This is a genomic window from Bradyrhizobium sp. WYCCWR15520 (assembly GCF_056174665.1).
Window position 1 is genome coordinate 41,235 of record NZ_JBWBWM010000047.1, and the last position, 13,840, is coordinate 55,074.

Consider the following 13,840-nt stretch of genomic DNA (forward strand, 5'->3'; position numbering starts at 1 on the left):
TCGGAGCCGCTAGTTGATATCCGCGAGCTTGTGCAGCGTGGCGCCGAAGATCTGGCTGGCTTTGCCAACGAGCGCGGTTCCATTCATGCTGCCGCGGGTGTCGGTAAACGTGCCGGATACGCCGATGCCAACCGGACTGGGGCCGCCGAACAACGGATTGTCGTTATCGCGCGGGGTGGTGTGACGCTGCACCAGGACTTCGCCTTTGAATGTGTCGCCCTTGACGGTGTAGCTGCCGGTATAAAACAGATAGGCATCGCCGCCGAGAATCTGACCATCCCGGAATAAAATAACGCCGCTGCCCTTGCCGGTACGCCCATCCAGCAGGGTGACGTGGATCGAATAGAGCCCGTTCTTCATGACGTCCCAGGTGCCGGCCGCAGCGCCCACCGAAGCCGATCAAGGGGTTATGCCAAAGCGTGGCCTGCACCGTCAACGCGTCAGGAGGCCTGCCTGTTCCCGTGCAGGAAGCAAACGTGAAGCGCACCACTCCGGCGTGACGCAGGGATGAGGCCGGGGGACGAGGCGACGCAATTGGCCCGCGAAATGCATAGTTGATTTCGGCACCGGCCGGCGGGTGCTGGAGCAAGAGAAACAGTGACCAACTGGATGAATTCCGGCGGCCACGTGCCGCACCTCTACGCCGAGAATGGCAGTCTTGTAACCACGGGCCGTCACCGCGCGGGCCGCTGGAAAAAACCGCTGATCATCGGCGGCGTTTTGCTGATGCCGCTCGTCTCCAATCCCGGCGAAGCCCGCGATCCCGACGGGCGCTATGCCAACTCACCGCTGAAGCAATGGTTCGACAGTCTGAGGAGCGGGAAGGGACCGTGCTGCTCCGACGCCGACGGCAGCGCCGTCAGCGACGTGGATTGGGAATCGAAGAGCGGGCGCTACCGCGTTCGCATCGACGGCGAGTGGCATGACGTGCCCGAAGATGCCGTCATCACCGAGCCCAACCGCGTCGGGCGGACCATGGTCTGGCCGATCCGCGGCTATCAGGGATTGAGCATCCGCTGTTTCATGCCGGGCAGCATGACCTAGCGGTCACGCATATTTCCTGTCGCGTTCGAGCAGCTCGATCGAGATGCCCTGCGGCCCGCGGATGAAGCAGATGCGCACGCCGGGCCGGATGGTAGTCGGCTCCTTCGTGAACTCGACGCCCTTGCCCTTGATCTCGGCGGCGACCGCGTCGATGTCCTTCACCGTCAGGCCGAAATGGTCGAGGCCCTGATAGGGCGTGACCGGCGGTGTGTTGACGCCGTCGCCGGCGGTGACCGGCGCGATGAAGACATTGGCGCCGCCGAGCTTGACGTCGATCCGCCCCGGGCCACGGACGATTTCGCCGCCCAGAACGTCTTGCAGCCAAGTCGCGGTCGCTTCGGGATCGGGGCTGCGCAAATGGACATGGTCCCAGGTAACGGTAGGCATTTCGGTCTTCCCCATTGTTGTTGTTGCGGCTCCAAAGCCGACGTCGTAGTGCGGCGGCAATCTAGTCGCCGCGTATCCACGATTCCATCCTGCAAGCCTTGCGCTACCGCCGCAATATTGTCGAGGTGGTATGAAACCATTTCTGCCTTGGGTGATTGTTGATGCGCGGCGGGATCCGTACAGCGGCGGTCGTGAGAATAGCCGTACGGGAAAACGCCCGTAGGGCTTTTTTCATGCGCGGCACGGCAATCGTCGGCGCTGCCGGGTTGAGGGCACGGCTATGAGGATCGCCGGTTGGTCGCTCGGAAAGTCGGAAGCGCGGCTTGCCGCACTGCCGGCCATCGCCATTGCCGGATGCACCATTTGGCTGATGCTCCCGCAAGCGAGCGACGCCGAGAGCCATTCCGCGGCGATGCCTCCTCAAGTCACCCGTATCACGCAAGATGCATCCCGCACGGACGAGACGGCTGCGACTCAGGCGACCCTGTCGAACCAGGCACCTTCGGATGCTAACCCCGCCGCCGCAGTGCCTTCCGATATCGCGCCGCCCGAAATGGTGGCCCCCGCCGGGTCGCCGCTCGACGGCCTGCGCATTGTCTCCCAGTCATGGCGAAGGGGCGGGCTCGGCTCGAAGGCGCTGGTGACCTTCACGCTTCGCAATACCAATGACTACGCGGTGAAGGATATCGAGATTGCCTGCCGCTTCGTCCGCCAGGACGGCAGCCATCTGACCGACCGCCGGCGCATCATCCCCGATACCGTGAACATGAAGAGCCGGAAGCGCTATGCCGGCATGCTCGTGGGGTTCGTCAACGTCAACGCAAATAAGGCGAAATGTTCACTGGTGACCGCCAGCCGTATTTAACCCTGCGTCTGCGCCGCGTGAATCCGCCTTTCATCCCGGAAATGTGAGCTGTGCCTTTGAACCTTGCCGGTCGGCCAGGAACTAATCGGTATATCGCCCGTTGAGCGATTGAACCGCGCGATGCTCGCGCGGGGGGAGCGAGTCCAATGCCCGTAGCGCGTTATTTCCTGTTTGTCGGCGGAGTGCTGCTCGCGCTGTTGTTGGCGATCGATGCGTTTGTTCCCCAGCAGGCTGTCGTGGCCAGCCAAGCCGCTTCTCAAGCCGCTCCTTCGGTCGACAAGACCGTCGTTCGCATTCGTTCCGACCAGAAGCTGCCGGAGCGGGTGGTCTACGACACCAGCCTTCCGACCATTGTTCCGCCGCCGGCCGTGATCGCCCAGGCCACTGCGCCTTCCGCATCCGCCGCCGTGCCCCCTGCCTCGGCCGACGCCAACGCGCAGGCCCGTGTGCGGGAGACGTTTGCCCAGTTCGTCCCGGGCGAGGCGAAGAAGCCCGAGCCGCAGGTTCAGCGCAAGCGCAAGGTCGCCAGGAGCCGTCAGGCGCCGCCGATGCAGTTTGCGCAACCGCCGCAGGTGCGGGTCGCACAGCAGTCGCAATTCGGCTTCTTCGGCGGTCCGAGCTCGCGCTCAACCTGGACCTGGTAGGCCTGCTCGCCTGATTTAGCGCGGCAGCTTCGGAATCTTGTCCGCAAAACCGTTGAAGCAGGTCAGCCGCTCGTCTTCCTCCTTGACGAAGCGGCACTCGCTGACGCTCTTCGCCGCCGGCGCCTTCGCTTTGGGCTGCGGCGCATAAACGGCGTCGTAGCAATTCAGCCGTTCCTTGGTCTCGTCGTCGATGTCCTGGCAGGCCTGCAATTTCTGGGCGGCTGACAGGGGTTTGGCCGGGGCTTCCTTCTTGCCCTTCGATCCGACTTGAACCAGGGGCTTGCCACCGACCGTCGGAGGAGCGGCGGAGGGGGCTGGGGCGGTCGTTTGCGCAAAGGCCGCGGCCGGATAGAGCACCGCCAGCGCGAGGATGATCTTTTTCATATTGAAATGTCCGAATAGCCGTGAGCGACGAGCGCGCCCGGGAGAGACCTGAGCTCCCGACCTTCGGAATCGCAAAATCCCGCTGCGCGCCAGCGATCTCTAGCACCATCCCAGAGCGTCTGTCTAACTAGTTGATTTAATGGCCATTCGAATAGGCCACCCCAGGACCGGAGGGTGTCGGCGTGGTATAGAGTGACCTCTGGTGGCATATGGGTTGACGGCCGCCCGGGGAATTTATGGTCGCGGAGGAATGCATCATGTCCGATCCACAACGCCGGGAATTTCTGGCCGCCGCGGGCATCGCCTCGCTGACAGCGCTGGCTGTGGCGCAGCCAGCCGCCGGCGGCGATCCGAGCTTCATGAACAACATCCCGGACCCCGAGCTCGCAGGCAAGGATCTGCCGACCTTCAAATTCGCGCTGGAGAAGTCGGACGGCAAGGTCATCGGCGGCAGCTACGGCAAGGAGGCAACCGTCGCGCAGCTGCCGATCTCGAAGGGGATCGCCGGGGTCTCAATGCGGCTCGAGCCCGGCGCGATGCGCGAGCTGCACTGGCACGCTACCGCCGCCGAATGGGCGTTCGTCATCGAGGGACGGGTGCGCACCACCGTCGTCGACCCCAACGGCCTTGCCGAGACCAACGATTTCGACCCGGGCGACGTCTGGTACTTCCCGCGCGGTCACGGGCACATGCTGCAGTGCCTTGATGACAAGCCCTGCCACTTCATCCTGATCTTCGACAACGGCTATTTCTCCGAGTTCGGCACCTTCAGCATCACCGACTGGATCGGGCATACGCCGCCGGCGCTGCTGGCGAAGAATTTCGGCCTGCTTGAAGCTACGTTCGCGACGTTTCCAAAGGAGGAAGTGTATTTCGCCCGCGGCAAACCGCCGCCGGCCGAGCCCTCAGTACCGCTGCAGGGCTGGAAGCTGCCGCCGGAGACCCACAAATACCGCCTGCTGGCGCAGCCGCCGCATGCGACCTATCGGGGCGGCCGCGAGTGGCGCGTCGATTCCAGCCGCTTCCCGATTGCGAAGACGATCACCGGTGTCGTGCTCGATCTCGATCCCGGCGCGCTGCGGACGCTGCACTGGCACCCGAACGCCGACGAGTGGCAATACGTCATCGAAGGCGAGGTGAGCGTCACCTTGTTCGGCTCTCACGGCCGCTACCGGACCGAGCGATTGCAGAAGGGCGACGTCGGCTACATTCCGCAAGGCTATGGGCACTCGATCGAGAATGTCGGCAGCCGTGCTGCACGCATCCTGATCGGATTCAATGACGGCACCTACGAGACCATCGACCTGTCGCAATGGATCGCAGCCAATCCCAAGGACGTGCTCGCCACAAATTTCGGACAGCCGGCGGAGGCGTTCGGAAAATTCCCGGATCGCGACGTGTTCATCGCCGGCAGGGATGGCACCTGATAACGGCTCCGCAAAGCGTGCGCGAAAATGCCGACAGCGCTCGCGGAGCAACCGTGTCAGGTGCGGCGCGGAGACCTAGCGCAGCCGATAGGCATCAAATGCGTGGGCCAGGAACACGCCGATGCTGACGAAGATGAGGAACGCCGTCACGACCTCGGTCATAGCCTTCCTCCCTGTATGGTCATGCCGGAGAGGGCACGCTTGAGGAACTCGCGGTAAATGAGGTTCAGGACCGTTACTAACATGATCTAACCCCGTGCTTGATTGGGCCAAACCGTAACGGCGCTTTGTTTCCGGAGCGCTTCGCGGCAGGGGCAAAACGGTTTCGTCGCGGCCGCTAGGGGATCACAGAAGCGCGATGGAACCGGAACAATTGCGATCTCCGCCGCCCGCCCTTTTCTCGCCATGCTGATTGAGGAGACCTGCGTCGGGCGGGTTCTGCGAAGGGGCGTTGTTCCCAAAGGTCCAGTGTGATCGTCCAACATTTGCTGCAAAACGAGACCGTGACATCCCGCCGTGCGTTTCTGCGCGGGATTGTGTCTTCAACCAGCGTGCTGGCGCTCGGCGGATGCGCCAGCCTGGGCGCGACCGGCGCGCGTTACGACGCATCCTCGCTCTCGGCCGAGCCGACATTGCTCGTCGCCACCACGCGCAAGCCGGCGAACGGTGCGCGGGCGAAGCCCTGGTTCGGGCCGGAGCGCGCTACGAGGATGACCGTCGCCCGGGCGAAACTGGTGCCGCCTGACGAGAGCCGTTTCTCGCTCGCCGCGGCGGGTATCGGTGATTGGCGTCTCGATGCCGTCGAGCCGGTGTCGGGGGACGTCAGCGATCTTCTCGGGCAGGGCGACGTCCTGATCTACGTGCATGGTTTCAAGCAGACCTTCGAGACGGCGGCGCTCGATGCCGCGCATCTCGCCGACGGCATCAAATTCCGCGGCCGGACGATGGTGTTCTCGTGGCCGTCCAAGGCGGGGCTGTTCGACTATGCCTATGATCGCGACAGCGCGATGTGGTCACGCGACGATTTCGAGCGCGTGCTCAATTCGGCCGTCACGAGCCCGAGCGCCGGGCGTGTCCACATCGTCGCGCACAGCATGGGCACCATGCTCGCGCTCGAAAGTTTGCGCCAGCTCTATGCGCGAAATGGCGACACCGTTTCAGACAGGATCGGAGCCGTGGTGTTCGCCTCGCCTGATATCGACATGGACATATTCGCGTCGTCAATTACCCGCATGGGCCCGCTCGGCCGCAAGATCACCGTCGTCGCCGCGACGAACGACCGAGCGCTGGCGATCTCGGGGCGATTGGCCGGCGGAATGACACGGGTCGGCGCCGCCGAGAAGGCCGCTATCGAGCGGCTCGGGGTGCGCGTCATCGATGCGTCCGATTCAGGTTGGGGCGTCATCAACCACGACCTGTTCCTCTCCAACGCCGAGGTGCGGAAGGTGATACGCCGCTCGATTGATACTTCGACGGCGTGATCTCTCCCGCGCAACGGGCGTCGCGCGGCAACTTGATGGCGCCCGTCTATTGCCGGCAAGCGGCCACCACAACGTCACCGTGTTGTCACCCATAATCTCGCCAAATTGACGGAACACTTATTCGTGGCCGGCACGATAGTGCCGGTCTCGCCTCGAACTGCACGCTTGAATTGCTCAACGTCCGCAACGCCGACCGGTTGTCGGCGCGCGACGCTTTGCGAGTCGATCGGGGAGATACGGGCGACACCAGACGTTTGCCGGCGATCCAAATTATTCAGTTGATACAGAGGAATGAAAGTCATGCGTCAAGCAACATCCAAGGCGGCGACCGGTTCGTGCGCGAATCGTCGACAGGCGCTATCACTCGCGGCCGGCGTCGCCTTGCTCGCGAGCGTCACCGCTGCCCACGCGCAGAGCACCGGCATCGCCTCTTGCGACGACTTCCTGACCAAGTACGACGCCTGCATCGTCTCCAAGGTCCCCGAGGCACAGCGTGCGATGTACAAGACGCAGATCGACCAGACCCGCAAGGCGTGGGTCGACATGGCCAAGAATCCGTCGACCAAGGCGACCATGGAAGCGACCTGCAAGCAGACCCTGGACGCGACGAAGGCCTCGCTCACAGCCTATGGCTGCTCGTTCTGATCGGCGTAAGAACGCCTAAAAGGAGTGGCGCCAAATAGGCGCCACTCAAGCTTTTCCGTGTCGGTTAACGTCTTGTTAACCATATCGTCCCAGCATGGCCGTCAATGGGAGTCGCCACGGACGTTAGCCCGTAGGCGCGATTGATCGTTCATCTTGGGGGCGGGCGGGAGCTCGCGGGGCTCCAAGGAGCAACGTCATGTCGTCACCTGGCGTACGACACCAAGCAAATCTGCTTTCCGAATTCGTTGCGGCGATTTTCGGGGCGCTTGGTTTGGGAGTTCCGATTGCGGTTGCGATCATTTGGATTTGTTCCTGATCGGCATGCTGCCTGTCTCGTAACGGCGTCCCTGTGAAGGGCGTGGCGGAGCGTGGGGCGAGGCTAATCGGGGAGGGCCGCGACTGCTACGATCTCGATGACGAGGTCGGGATGTGCGAGCGCCGCAACTCCGATCACCTCGGAGGGGCCGGATTGTTGCTGCTGCAATGCTTCGGGCAATGCCGCGCGAAAACGCGTCCATCACGTCCTGACGGAAGTTGGGAGAACTCAACACGCCACCGTTGGGAAACGGTCCCTTCACGAAAAACGTCAGCTTGACCAGATGGTCGAGCGAGGTGCCGAGTTCCTCCAGGTCGGCCTTGATATTGGCAAGTATGCTGCGCCACTGGGCAGCCGCGTCGCCCACGGCGCCGCCGCCTTTTTGGAAGGGCTCGTAGTCGTCGGTGGTCGCAGTGTTGCCGGCGAGGAAACCAATCCCTTTGCCCCGGTGACGACCGTGCCTTTGCCCCAGGGCATCAGGCGGCCGGCCTTCAGCTTTTTATGGGTCACGAGCTGCATTTTTCGTCCCGGGCCGGAGCACGACGGTGCCGGCGCTAGCAGCGCCCCATGCACATCTGCGCGAGGGACGAAGCTATGTTCCGGTTCAAGGTCTCAGTATGGCCTGAATCGTTCCCTGAACGTCTCGCAAGACCAATCGCTGGTCGTCGCGTTCGATAGTTCGCTCACCTGAGACCGCCTTGACGATGCCCTCGATCTGGGGCTTGAAGTCACCCGGACAATAGCCGCCAACGTGTGCCGCGAGTTCGCCTCAGCGGTCCAGCGTGAGCGGCAACAATGAGAGCACGGGTGCGGACCCCAAAAGGCGCCTGCAGCGTGCACTGGCGTAGAATGGTGCGCCACGGCCCATGAAGATGGGCACTATTGCTTCGCCGTGGCGCTATGACACCGGAGCCTATCACACGCCAGAACCCGAGAATGCGCGACTGCCTACGATTTGGCGCTGCGACCACAAGCAGCACGCCGCCTCAGCGACGCAATCGAGAGCGATCGCGCGGCTCATGGCCTTTTTTGCCGGATTTAGGTCATTGTTGCCGGAACGCATTGCAACTATCCCTTGCTTCAAGGGTGCAGGTTTCGGCACTCGACGTCGAACCATATGACAGCGTTAGAACGGCGAGAAGACATGTCAAAAATGATCTTTGTGAACCTTCCTGTGGCGGATCTCGCCGCATCCACCCGCTTCTATGAAGCGATCGGGTGTCGGAAGAACGAGCAGTTCAGCGACGACAAGGCATCGTCGATGGTCTGGTCGGACTTGATCAACTTCCAGTTGCTGGCGCGCGATTACTTCACGACCTTCACGTCGAAACCGGTCGCGGATGCGCATGCGACCTGCCAGGTGCTGCTGTGCCTGTCGCGCGACACCCGGGCGGAGGTCGATGCGCTTGCCGAGGCTGCAGCAAGAGCCGGCGGCAAGGCCGACACCCGCGCGCCGATCGACATGGGCTTCCTCTACAATCGCGCTGTTGAAGACCCCGACGGTCACGTGTTCGAGCTCGTGTGGATGAACCCGGAGGCCGCCATGCCGGCAAACGACGCGGCGGAACCCGCCTCGACAGACCGCAAATAAAATAAATGGCGTGGCGCGCTCGGAGAGATTCGAACTCCCGACCCTCGGAATCGAAATCCGATGCTCTATCCAGCTGAGCTACGAGCGCCTTGCGCTGGCTCGTATCAGACTTGGTCTGATAGGGCCAGCCGCGACGCGCTAGTAGCAGGGATGCCGCCGGCGGTCTTGGCCGATATAGGCGGCCGCGCCCTGGCGGCACAGGACGGTGGAGGGACCGTCGTAATAGGCGAACCTGCCGGGTTCCACGCCGGGCCCGTAATTGTGGAGGAAGCTGATCGGGTAGGGCAGGCCCCAATTGTACAAATGGTAGTGCCGATTATGGCGGGCGTCCGCCAGGTTTGGCGCCAGGACCGCGGTGGAGAGGAGGGCGGCGGCAACGAAAAACTTCGCTTTGGTCATTTCGATTCTCCGGAAGCCTCACTGGAACTGGCGCGATTCGGTCTGAGCGGATGGTGGTTCATCAAAAAGGTTTGCTAAAACAGTGAGATAGTAGCTCAAGTTCTGATTCGGTTGAAGCCGGCACCTCCGATATCTTGGCCCATCTGGTCTCCCATTTCAGGAGAGGCCGGTAGAATAGCTGCGGAAAAGCACCCTGGCGCGCCTATTTTTGGCCTCAAGGGATGCTTAACGAATTCCCAACACAGTCCGGCCAGAGTTCTGCCCGGTCCTGTAGACGGACCGACTTATTCCAGGTCTGAAAGGCCATCCGGTTTCTGATCGATCCCATGCGCATCACGCCCCTTGCCCTGCTGTTCCTCTCGGTCCTGGTCGCGAGCCCGGCGCGCGCCGACCTGCACATTACGCGTGACCATGGCGGGTATGTCGAGGAGTACAAGACCAAGTACAAGCGCATCCGCGACCGCAAGGAGCGCGTGATCATCGACGGCATCTGCAATTCGGCGTGCACGCTGGTGTTCGGCATCGTGCCGATGAACAAGATCTGCGTGACGCCGAAGGCGAGCGTTGGTTTCCACCAGGCCTATTACGACAAGGCCTTCACCTTCGGCATCAAGGTCACGAGTGCGGAGGGGACGTCGGATCTGATGTCCTATTATCCGGAAACGGTGAAGGACTGGATCCGTCGCAACGGCGGGCTCACCACCGAGATGAAGAAGATCAAGAACGGCAAAGAGCTCTGGAGGATCGTCGATCCCTGTCCGGAGGAGTGGTGAGCTGGGTTCACTGAGTTTGGGCCTTTGCCCTCGTCATCGCCCGCGAAAGCGGGCGATTTAGTATTCCAGAAACGCCTGTTATCGAATCGAGAAGCCACAGGTACCGGATATCCCGCATGCGCATTCGCGGGATATGACGAGCGATGGTGAGGGAGACGCGCGACGCCGCCCTAGAACGTCACCACGCCGCGGATCGACTCGCCGCGCTTCATCAGCTCGAATGCGTTGTTGATCTCGGCAAGCGGCATCACATGCGTGATCATCGGGTCGATCTGGATCTTGCCCTGCATGTACCAGTCGCCGACCTTCGGCACGTCGGTGCGGCCCCGCGCGCCGCCGAAGGCGGTGCCTTTCCCGCGCGGGTTACCTCGCGCGATCGGTCCTTGCCGCATAGCACATGATCAGGCAACACGGACGGCAAATGACCGGCGACTTCGAAAAAATAGCCGCACGGGCGGCGCCCGCGATCTTTGTCGTGCTGTGGAGCACCGGCTTCATCGGCACCAAGTATGTCCTGAACAGCGCCGAGCCATTGACTTATCTCGCGATCCGCATGGCGTTTGTCGTGGGATTGATGGCGATCATCGTGGCGGTGGCGCGACCACGCTGGCCGGATCGCATCGGCATTGCACACAGCGCCGTCGCCGGCATTCTGGTGCATGGCATCTATCTCGGCGGCACGGCGATCGCCATTGCGCATTCGATTCCGGCCGGGCTGTCGGCCTTGATCCCGGGGCTGCAGCCGATCCTCACCTCGACGCTTGCGAGCCGCTGGCTTGGCGAACGCGTCACGCCGCTGCAATGGGGCGGATTGCTGCTCGGGCTCGCCGGCGTCGCGCTGATCCTGCACGACCGGCCGATGAGCGGGGAGGCGGGCTGGGGATGGCTCGCCTCGGCCGTCTCGCTGGTCAGCATCACGCTTGGCACGCTGTACCAGCGTCGTTACTGCAGCGCGATCGACTGGCGGTCCGGCAATCTCGTGCAATACGTCGCGGTGACGATCTTCTTCGGCCTGGGCGCCTGGCTGTTCGAGACCAATGTGGTGCACTGGACCACGGAGTTCATCCTGGCGCTGGCCTGGCTTGCAGTCGTGCTGTCGATCGGATCGATCGGGCTCTTGTACTGGCTGATCCGCCGCTCGGCCGCGACCTCGGTGGCGAGCCTGTTCTACCTGGTCCCCGCCGTCACGGCCCTGATGGCGTATGTGCTGTTCGGTGAACGGCTGGACTCGATCTCGATCGCCGGAATGGTGGCCTGCGCTGCGGCGGTGCTACTGGTCAACCGTCGCTCAGTTTGAGGTAGAGCGCTTGGTCGCCATGCACGTGTAAATTTCATGAGCCTTATCAGTATTTTCCCTGAGTTGTGCCCATTAAGGCGATCGTAAGCAAAACGCGGCAGATTGGGCTCGGTTTTGGGGGATTTCTCGTTATGACCACGCGATCCATTGGAAAGTTTCTGCCGGCGCTCAAGCTGCGCCTCGGTACCAAGGCTGTCATTTCCGCCATCCTTCTGATCGCGGTCAATACCGGATTGGTTGTGGGCGCAGCCCATTGGTCACTCACCTCCGAGTTCGGCGATCGCGCGCTGCGCGACATCGAGGTCAACCTGCGCACACTGGGTCTGGCGTTCGCCGAGACCTACGGCGATGCCAAGATCACCATCAGGGATGGGGCCGTCGTCCGCGCCGAAATTCCCAAGATGCCCGAATTCAAGGACCACGCGATCGTCGACCGCGCGGTGGGCTATACCGGCGGCAACGCGACGCTGTTCGTCTATGACGAGGCGAGCAATCAATTCGTGCGCCGCACCACCAATGTGAAGAAGGAGAACGGCGACCGCGCCGTCGGCACCCAGCTTGCCCCCGACCACCCCGGCCAGGCGGTGGTCCGCCGCGGCGATGCCTATAAGGGACCGGCAACGCTGTTCGGCAAGACCTTCATGACGGCCTACTACCCGATCGTGAATGCGGCCGGAAAGGTGATCGGGCTTCTCTATGTGGGTATTCCGATGGCGCACTACGAGACCATGCTGTCGCATGCCATTCAGAACATGGCGATCGCCGCCGGCATTGCCGCGCTGCTGGTGATGCTGCTGACCATGGTGCTGGTGCGCCGGGTGACCAAGCCGCTGACCTCGGTCACGGCCTCGATCACGGCGATCGCCAACGGCAACGCCGATGTCGAGATCGACTTTGACGACCGGATGGACGAGATCGGCGAGATTGCGCGGACCATCGCCGTTTTCAAGAGCAATTCGGCCGAACGCCGCCGCATGCGCGACGAGCAGACAGCGGCAGCCGTTGCTTCCGCCGATCAGCGCAAGGCCGAGCTGCGCGGCTTCGTTGACGAGTTCCAGGCCAGCGTCGGCGGCATCATCGACAAGGTAATGACCTCCTCCGGTGAATTCGAGCGCGTCGCGCGGCAACTCACCGAGACCGCACGGACAACTGCCGGCCTTTCCGGCAAGTCGGCCGGCGCTTCCGAGACCGCATCCGAGCACGTCCGCACCGCGGCGGCTGCCTCCGACGAACTCTCCAGCTCGATCGCGGAAATCACCCGCCGCGTGCAGGAGTCGAACGGGATCGCGGCCGACGCCGTCAAGCAGGCGGTCGCCACCGACCAGCGCATCAACGAACTGTCCGAAGCCGGCGCGCGGATCGGCGACGTGGTGAAGCTGATCACCTCGATCGCCGAGCAGACCAATCTCCTTGCGCTCAACGCCACCATCGAAGCGGCGCGGGCAGGCGACGCCGGCCGCGGCTTCGCGGTGGTGGCGCAGGAGGTCAAGAGCCTCGCCGGCCAGACCGCGAAGGCGACCGAGGAGATTTCCAGCCAGATCGGCAGCATGCAGCTTGCGACCGAAGAGTCGGTCAGCGCGATCAAGGCGATCGGCCAGACCATCGAGCGCATCAGCGATATCGCCACCTCGATCTCGGCGGCGGTCGAGCAGCAGCGCGGCGCGACCCAGAACATCGCCCAGAGCGTGCGCGCAGCGGCGAGCGGCACGGCCGACGTCGCCGCCAATATCCGCAACGCCGCGCAGGGCGCCGAGGAGACCGGCGAGACGTCGAGCCGGATGTTTGCCTCCGCGCAGAATCTTTCGAGTGAGAGCCTGCACCTGAAGGCCGAGGTCGAGAAATTCCTCGATCGCGTCCGCGCCGCCTGAGCCATTGCGGCGGCGCATCACGCCGCCGCTGAAACCTGAAGTCTCCGCGTTCGTAGTTTGCCTCTACTGCGAATGATTGCCCCTCGTTGGCGGGCTGGAGGCTTCCCGTGAACCGATATGCCGTGATCTATCTGGTGACGTTGTCGGTCATCGTCCCGGCCGATTTCCTGTTCCTTGGCGTGGTCGCCAAGGGGTTTTTCACCTCAGAGGTCGGCAACATGCTGGGCGAGGTCAAACTCGTGCCGGCGATCCTGTTCTATCTTCTCTACGTCGCCGGCACTGTGATCTTCGTCAGCGGCGGGGCAGGGGCAAGCTCGCAATCGACGCTGCTCTATGGCGCGCTGTTCGGCTTCTTCTGCTACGCGACCTTCGACCTGACATCGCTGGCGCTGCTCAAGCACTGGAGCTGGCCGGTGGCGATCGTGGATATCGCGTGGGGTTCGTTGGTGACGGCGGTCGCGTCGACCGCCGGATTGCTCGTGGCGGATTGGGTTGCGGCGAAAGCCTAGTTCATCATGGCGACGCCGTAGGGTGGGCAAAGCGCAGCGTGCCCACCGCTACTTGCGCCGCTCTTGATGGTGGGCACGGCGCGAAGTGCGCCTTTGCCCACCCTTCTGTAACGGGCCTCGATTAGTCAATCCCTTTGCGTTGTCCGCCCGCCGGGGTCTTGCTTCTGTACGGGGTCGGCGCAGGGCCGCCACCTGATGGGGTTGGAAGAG

At 63.0% G+C, this 13,840-nt stretch carries 15 protein-coding genes, 1 tRNA gene and 1 pseudogene; 11 read left to right on the forward strand and 6 right to left on the reverse strand.

What is annotated here, in order from left to right; genetic code table 11:
* Positions 1-9: 9 nt before the first annotated feature.
* Positions 10-360: a GrlR family regulatory protein gene (locus AC0QUY_RS35970; protein ID WP_161856748.1), complete on the reverse strand. Its 351-nt coding sequence runs from the start codon at positions 358-360 to the stop codon at positions 10-12.
* Between the two features lie 237 nt (positions 361-597).
* On the opposite strand from AC0QUY_RS35970, the gene AC0QUY_RS35975 reads away from it, so the two are divergent.
* Positions 598-1,044, forward strand: a complete 447-nt coding sequence (locus AC0QUY_RS35975) for a hypothetical protein (protein WP_161855246.1) — start codon at positions 598-600, stop codon at positions 1,042-1,044.
* A gap of 3 nt (positions 1,045-1,047) precedes the next feature.
* On the opposite strand, the gene AC0QUY_RS35980 is transcribed toward AC0QUY_RS35975, so the two are convergent.
* A complete protein-coding gene (locus AC0QUY_RS35980) occupies positions 1,048-1,431 on the reverse strand; it encodes a VOC family protein (protein WP_161855245.1) in 384 nt (127 codons plus the stop codon).
* Between the two features lie 280 nt (positions 1,432-1,711).
* On the opposite strand from AC0QUY_RS35980, the gene AC0QUY_RS35985 reads away from it, so the two are divergent.
* A complete protein-coding gene (locus tag AC0QUY_RS35985) occupies positions 1,712-2,296 on the forward strand; it encodes a hypothetical protein (protein WP_475390757.1) in 585 nt (194 codons plus the stop codon).
* A gap of 146 nt (positions 2,297-2,442) precedes the next feature.
* Entirely contained in the window at positions 2,443-2,940 is a 498-nt protein-coding gene (locus tag AC0QUY_RS35990; protein WP_475390758.1) for a hypothetical protein, read from the forward strand.
* A gap of 15 nt (positions 2,941-2,955) precedes the next feature.
* Here AC0QUY_RS35990 and AC0QUY_RS35995 read toward each other — a convergent pair whose 3' ends face one another.
* Positions 2,956-3,324, reverse strand: coding sequence for a hypothetical protein (locus AC0QUY_RS35995; RefSeq protein ID WP_161855243.1), 369 nt, complete (start codon positions 3,322-3,324; stop codon positions 2,956-2,958).
* 257 nt (positions 3,325-3,581) lie between these two features.
* Between AC0QUY_RS35995 and AC0QUY_RS36000 the strand changes: the two genes are divergently transcribed.
* From AC0QUY_RS36000 to AC0QUY_RS36015, 4 genes are all read left to right on the forward strand, one after another.
* The gene (locus AC0QUY_RS36000; protein WP_475390759.1) at positions 3,582-4,751 is read left to right on the forward strand and encodes a cupin domain-containing protein; all 1,170 of its coding nucleotides are present in this window, start codon (positions 3,582-3,584) and stop codon (positions 4,749-4,751) included.
* Between the two features lie 503 nt (positions 4,752-5,254).
* The gene (locus tag AC0QUY_RS36005) at positions 5,255-6,232 is read left to right on the forward strand and encodes an alpha/beta hydrolase (RefSeq protein WP_475390760.1); all 978 of its coding nucleotides are present in this window, start codon (positions 5,255-5,257) and stop codon (positions 6,230-6,232) included.
* A gap of 300 nt (positions 6,233-6,532) precedes the next feature.
* Entirely contained in the window at positions 6,533-6,877 is a 345-nt protein-coding gene (locus AC0QUY_RS36010; protein WP_475390761.1) for a hypothetical protein, read from the forward strand.
* A 1,460-nt stretch (positions 6,878-8,337) separates the two neighbouring features.
* Positions 8,338-8,784: a VOC family protein gene (locus AC0QUY_RS36015; protein WP_475390763.1), complete on the forward strand. Its 447-nt coding sequence runs from the start codon at positions 8,338-8,340 to the stop codon at positions 8,782-8,784.
* 11 nt (positions 8,785-8,795) lie between these two features.
* Here AC0QUY_RS36015 and AC0QUY_RS36020 read toward each other — a convergent pair.
* Positions 8,796-8,872: transfer RNA gene (locus AC0QUY_RS36020), tRNA-Arg, on the reverse strand.
* Between the two features lie 50 nt (positions 8,873-8,922).
* Entirely contained in the window at positions 8,923-9,183 is a 261-nt protein-coding gene (locus AC0QUY_RS36025) for a hypothetical protein (protein WP_475390765.1), read from the reverse strand.
* A gap of 326 nt (positions 9,184-9,509) precedes the next feature.
* Here AC0QUY_RS36025 and AC0QUY_RS36030 point away from each other — a divergent pair, with 326 nt between their 5' ends.
* Positions 9,510-9,956 (forward strand): hypothetical protein, encoded by a 447-nt coding sequence (locus AC0QUY_RS36030; protein WP_475390767.1) that lies wholly within the window; start codon positions 9,510-9,512, stop codon positions 9,954-9,956.
* Positions 9,957-10,126: 170 nt separating this feature from the next.
* Here AC0QUY_RS36030 and AC0QUY_RS36035 read toward each other — a convergent pair.
* Positions 10,127-10,306: pseudogene (locus AC0QUY_RS36035) on the reverse strand (S-(hydroxymethyl)glutathione dehydrogenase); the annotation flags it as partial.
* A 71-nt stretch (positions 10,307-10,377) separates the two neighbouring features.
* Here AC0QUY_RS36035 and AC0QUY_RS36040 point away from each other — a divergent pair.
* The 3 genes from AC0QUY_RS36040 to AC0QUY_RS36050 all read left to right on the forward strand — a co-directional run bounded on the left by AC0QUY_RS36040 (position 10,378) and on the right by AC0QUY_RS36050 (position 13,630).
* Entirely contained in the window at positions 10,378-11,253 is an 876-nt protein-coding gene (locus tag AC0QUY_RS36040; protein ID WP_475390769.1) for a DMT family transporter, read from the forward strand.
* Positions 11,254-11,384: 131 nt separating this feature from the next.
* Entirely contained in the window at positions 11,385-13,121 is a 1,737-nt protein-coding gene (locus AC0QUY_RS36045; protein ID WP_161855237.1) for a methyl-accepting chemotaxis protein, read from the forward strand.
* Between the two features lie 107 nt (positions 13,122-13,228).
* The gene (locus tag AC0QUY_RS36050; RefSeq protein WP_475390771.1) at positions 13,229-13,630 is read left to right on the forward strand and encodes a DUF2177 family protein; all 402 of its coding nucleotides are present in this window, start codon (positions 13,229-13,231) and stop codon (positions 13,628-13,630) included.
* The last annotated feature ends 210 nt before the right edge of the window (positions 13,631-13,840 follow it).

What these genes read in the sequence shown, in the direction of transcription:
- AC0QUY_RS35970 (WP_161856748.1), bottom strand. Translation starts at nt 360, where the DNA reads ATGAAGAACGGGCTCTATTCGATCCACGTCACCCTGCTGGATGGGCGT.
- AC0QUY_RS35980 (WP_161855245.1), bottom strand. Translation starts at nt 1,431, where the DNA reads ATGCCTACCGTTACCTGGGACCATGTCCATTTGCGCAGCCCCGATCCC.
- AC0QUY_RS35985 (WP_475390757.1), top strand. Translation starts at nt 1,712, where the DNA reads ATGAGGATCGCCGGTTGGTCGCTCGGAAAGTCGGAAGCGCGGCTTGCC.
- AC0QUY_RS35990 (WP_475390758.1), top strand. Translation starts at nt 2,443, where the DNA reads ATGCCCGTAGCGCGTTATTTCCTGTTTGTCGGCGGAGTGCTGCTCGCG.
- AC0QUY_RS35995 (WP_161855243.1), bottom strand. Translation starts at nt 3,324, where the DNA reads ATGAAAAAGATCATCCTCGCGCTGGCGGTGCTCTATCCGGCCGCGGCC.
- AC0QUY_RS36000 (WP_475390759.1), top strand. Translation starts at nt 3,582, where the DNA reads ATGTCCGATCCACAACGCCGGGAATTTCTGGCCGCCGCGGGCATCGCC.
- AC0QUY_RS36010 (WP_475390761.1), top strand. Translation starts at nt 6,533, where the DNA reads ATGCGTCAAGCAACATCCAAGGCGGCGACCGGTTCGTGCGCGAATCGT.
- AC0QUY_RS36015 (WP_475390763.1), top strand. Translation starts at nt 8,338, where the DNA reads ATGTCAAAAATGATCTTTGTGAACCTTCCTGTGGCGGATCTCGCCGCA.
- AC0QUY_RS36025 (WP_475390765.1), bottom strand. Translation starts at nt 9,183, where the DNA reads ATGACCAAAGCGAAGTTTTTCGTTGCCGCCGCCCTCCTCTCCACCGCG.
- AC0QUY_RS36030 (WP_475390767.1), top strand. Translation starts at nt 9,510, where the DNA reads ATGCGCATCACGCCCCTTGCCCTGCTGTTCCTCTCGGTCCTGGTCGCG.
- AC0QUY_RS36040 (WP_475390769.1), top strand. Translation starts at nt 10,378, where the DNA reads ATGACCGGCGACTTCGAAAAAATAGCCGCACGGGCGGCGCCCGCGATC.
- AC0QUY_RS36045 (WP_161855237.1), top strand. Translation starts at nt 11,385, where the DNA reads ATGACCACGCGATCCATTGGAAAGTTTCTGCCGGCGCTCAAGCTGCGC.